Genomic DNA, 3,252 nt, shown 5'->3' with positions numbered 1-3,252 from the left:
GTCCCCGGACACGGTTAAGCGTTATGTGGGCCTTGGGGCTGACGTTGTGGTTTCGTCGGGTGCGGGTTCGGCGTCGGGCGTGGGCGACGGGGAGTATGAGGGCGCGGGGGCGTCGGTGGTGGCGGACAATGCCGCGGCGGTGGCCGGGGCGGACGTCGTGCTCGGCGTGCGGCGGCCTCCGGCGGAGCTGCTGACGGGGGCCAAGCCCGGGGCGCTGGTGATCGCGATCGCGGACCCTTACGGGCACGAGAGCGAGCTGGAGGCGATCGCCAGGACCGGGGCGAGCCTGTTCGCGATGGAGCTGATGCCGCGCATCACCCGGGCGCAGGTGATGGACGTGTTGTCGAGCCAGGCGAACCTCGCGGGCTACCGGGCGGTGATCGACGCCTCGTCGGAGTTCGGCCGGGCGTTCCCGATGATGATGACGGCGGCGGGCACGGTGCCGGCGGCGCGTGTGTTCGTGATGGGCGCGGGCGTGGCGGGGCTGCAGGCGGTGGCGACGGCGCGCCGGCTCGGCGCGGTGGTGTCGGCGACCGACGTGCGTCCGGCGGCGAAGGAGCAGGTGGAGAGCCTCGGCGGCAAGTTCATCGCGGTCGAGGACGAGGAGTTCAGGCAGGCCGAGACGGCCGGGGGCTACGCCAAGCAGATGTCGGCGGAGTACCAGGCCAAGCAGGCGGCGCTGGTGGCGAGCCACATCGCCAAGCAGGACGTGGTGATCACCACGGCGCTGATCCCCGGGCGTCCGGCGCCGAAGCTGGTGTCGGAGGAGATGGTGGCGTCGATGAAGCCGGGCTCGGTGATCATCGACCTGGCGGTGGAGCGCGGCGGCAATGTCGCGGGCGCGGTGCCGGGCGAGGTGGTGACGACGCCGAACGGGGTGAAGATCGTCGGCCATCTGAACGTGCCGGGTCGTCTGGCGGCGACGGCGTCGCAGCTTTACGCGAAGAACCTCTACGCCTTCGTCGAGACGCTGGTGGACAAGGAGACGAAGACGCTCGGCGTGAAGTGGGACGACGAGCTGGTGCGGGCGACGCTGCTGACGAAGGACGGGGCGGTGGTGCATCCGGGCTTCGGCGGCAAGGCGGAAGACGCGGACAAGACGGGCGCGGCGAGCGCGGCTTAAGGCCGCCCGGTCACGGCCGCGCGCGCGATAGCCGGCGCGCCGGCCGGGGGCTGCTCCCGGGGCGTCCTGCCCCGGAGGTATTGCCCCCGGGGCGGGCCGGGCGCGGCGGCAACGACGGATCAAACGGGACGGCGCGGCGGCGCGGCGAGCGCGCGGCGCCCGGCCTTGACAGCTTCAGGGGAAGGACAATGGCCAATCCGGCAGGGGATGTGATGGGCGCGGGCATGCAGCTCGCCCAGAATGCGGCAGGCGGTGTTTCGGGCGGGGCAGGCTCGGACCTGACCGCGCAGGGAGCGCTCGAAGGGGCGCGCACGGCGGCGGAAGTGGCGCGGCAGGCGGCGGAGGCGGCGCAGGCCTATGCCGACGCGGCGGCGCAGCACTATGCGGAGATGGCGGGCGCCGCGGCGCACGCGCTGAGCGGCGGGGCGATCGACCCGTTCGTGTTCCGGCTGTCGATCTTCGTGCTGGCGGTGTTCGTCGGCTACTACGTGGTGTGGTCGGTGACGCCGGCGCTGCACACGCCGCTGATGAGCGTGACCAACGCGATCTCGTCGGTGATCGTGGTTGGGGCGCTCTTGGCGGTGGGCGTCGACACGGTGACGGCGGGGACGGGCTGGGCGCGGGGCTTCGGCTTCCTCGGCCTGATCCTGGCGAGCGTGAACATCTTCGGCGGGTTCCTGGTGACCAGCCGGATGCTCGCCATGTACGCGAAGAAGAAGTGAGGGGCACGGGACGATGAACGCCAATCTGGTGGCCCTTCTGTACCTCGTCTCCGGGGTTCTGTTCATTCTGGCGCTGCGCGGGCTGTCGAGCCCGGTGACGTCGCGCCAGGGCAATCTGTTCGGCATGGTCGGCATGACCATCGCCATCCTGACGACGCTGGCGGCGAGCCCGCCGGCGGGGGTCGGGGGCTGGGTGCTGGTGCTCGGCGGCCTCGCCATCGGCGGCGGGGTCGGCGCGGTGATCGCGAAGAAGATCGCGATGACGCAGATGCCCCAGCTGGTGGCCGCGTTCCACTCCCTGGTGGGTCTCGCCGCGGTGATGGTGGCGGCGGCGGCGCTCTACGCGCCGGAGGCGTTCGGCATCGGCGAGCCGGGGATGATCCACGGCCAGGCGCTGGTGGAGATGAGCCTGGGCGTGGCGATCGGCGCCATCACCTTCACCGGCTCGGTGATCGCCTTCGCCAAGCTGAACGGCAACATGTCGGGCAAGCCGATCCTGCTGCCGGGGCGGCACGCCATCAATCTCGGCCTCGCGGCGCTGCTGGTGGTGCTGATCGTGGTGCTGGTGAGCACCGAGAGCCACACCGTGTTCTGGCTGATCGTGCTGGTGTCGCTGGTTCTGGGCGGCCTGATCATCGTGCCGATCGGCGGGGCGGACATGCCGGTGGTGGTGTCGATGCTGAACAGCTATTCCGGCTGGGCGGCGGCGGGCATCGGCTTCACGCTGGGCAATACGGCGCTGATCATCACCGGGGCGCTGGTGGGCTCAAGCGGCGCGATCCTCTCCTACATCATGTGCAAGGGGATGAACCGGTCGTTCGTCTCGGTGATCCTGGGCGGGTTCGGCGGCGATGCGGCGGCGGGCCCGGCGGGCGCGGTGGAGACGCGCCCGGTGAAGCAGGGCTCGGCCGAGGACGCGGCCTTCATCATGAAGAACGCCTCGAAGGTGATCATCGTGCCGGGCTACGGCATGGCGGTGGCGCAGGCCCAGCACGCGCTGCGGGAGATGGCGGACAAGCTGAAGGAGGAGGGCGTGGAAGTGAAGTACGCCATCCATCCGGTGGCGGGCCGCATGCCCGGGCACATGAACGTGCTGCTGGCCGAGGCGAACGTGCCCTATGACGAGGTGTTCGAACTGGAGGACATCAACTCGGAGTTCGCGCAGGCGGACGTGGCGTTCGTGATCGGGGCCAACGACGTGACCAACCCGGCGGCCAAGACCGACCCGAGCTCGGCGATCTACGGCATGCCGATCCTCGACGTGGAGAAGGCCAAGACGGTGCTGTTCATCAAGCGCGGCATGGCCGCCGGCTATGCCGGCGTCGAGAACGAGCTGTTCTTCCGCGACAACACCATGATGCTCTTCGCCGACGCAAAGAAAATGGTCGAGGATATCGTCAAGAACCT

General features: G+C 70.2%; 3 protein-coding genes. All 3 read left to right on the top strand.

Going from position 1 to position 3,252, the window contains the following annotated elements; genetic code table 11:
- Nucleotides 1-1,123, top strand: a 1,123-nt coding sequence (locus tag NVS89_RS22865; RefSeq protein WP_258735090.1) for a Re/Si-specific NAD(P)(+) transhydrogenase subunit alpha, incomplete at its 5' end; no start/stop codon positions are given.
- Nucleotides 1,124-1,347: 224 nt separating this feature from the next.
- Complete coding sequence (locus tag NVS89_RS22860; RefSeq protein WP_258735091.1) at nt 1,348-1,845, top strand: proton-translocating transhydrogenase family protein; 498 nt, start codon at nt 1,348-1,350, stop codon at nt 1,843-1,845.
- 13 nt (nt 1,846-1,858) lie between these two features.
- On the top strand, nt 1,859-3,252 hold a 1,394-nt coding region (locus NVS89_RS22855), incomplete at its 3' end, for an NAD(P)(+) transhydrogenase (Re/Si-specific) subunit beta (RefSeq protein WP_258735089.1).

The organism is Ancylobacter mangrovi (genome assembly GCF_024752355.1).
Lineage (GTDB): Bacteria > Pseudomonadota > Alphaproteobacteria > Rhizobiales > Xanthobacteraceae > Ancylobacter > Ancylobacter mangrovi.
The sequence above is the reverse complement of the archived record's forward strand: the minus strand, read 5'-3'. Positions and strand labels throughout refer to the sequence as shown.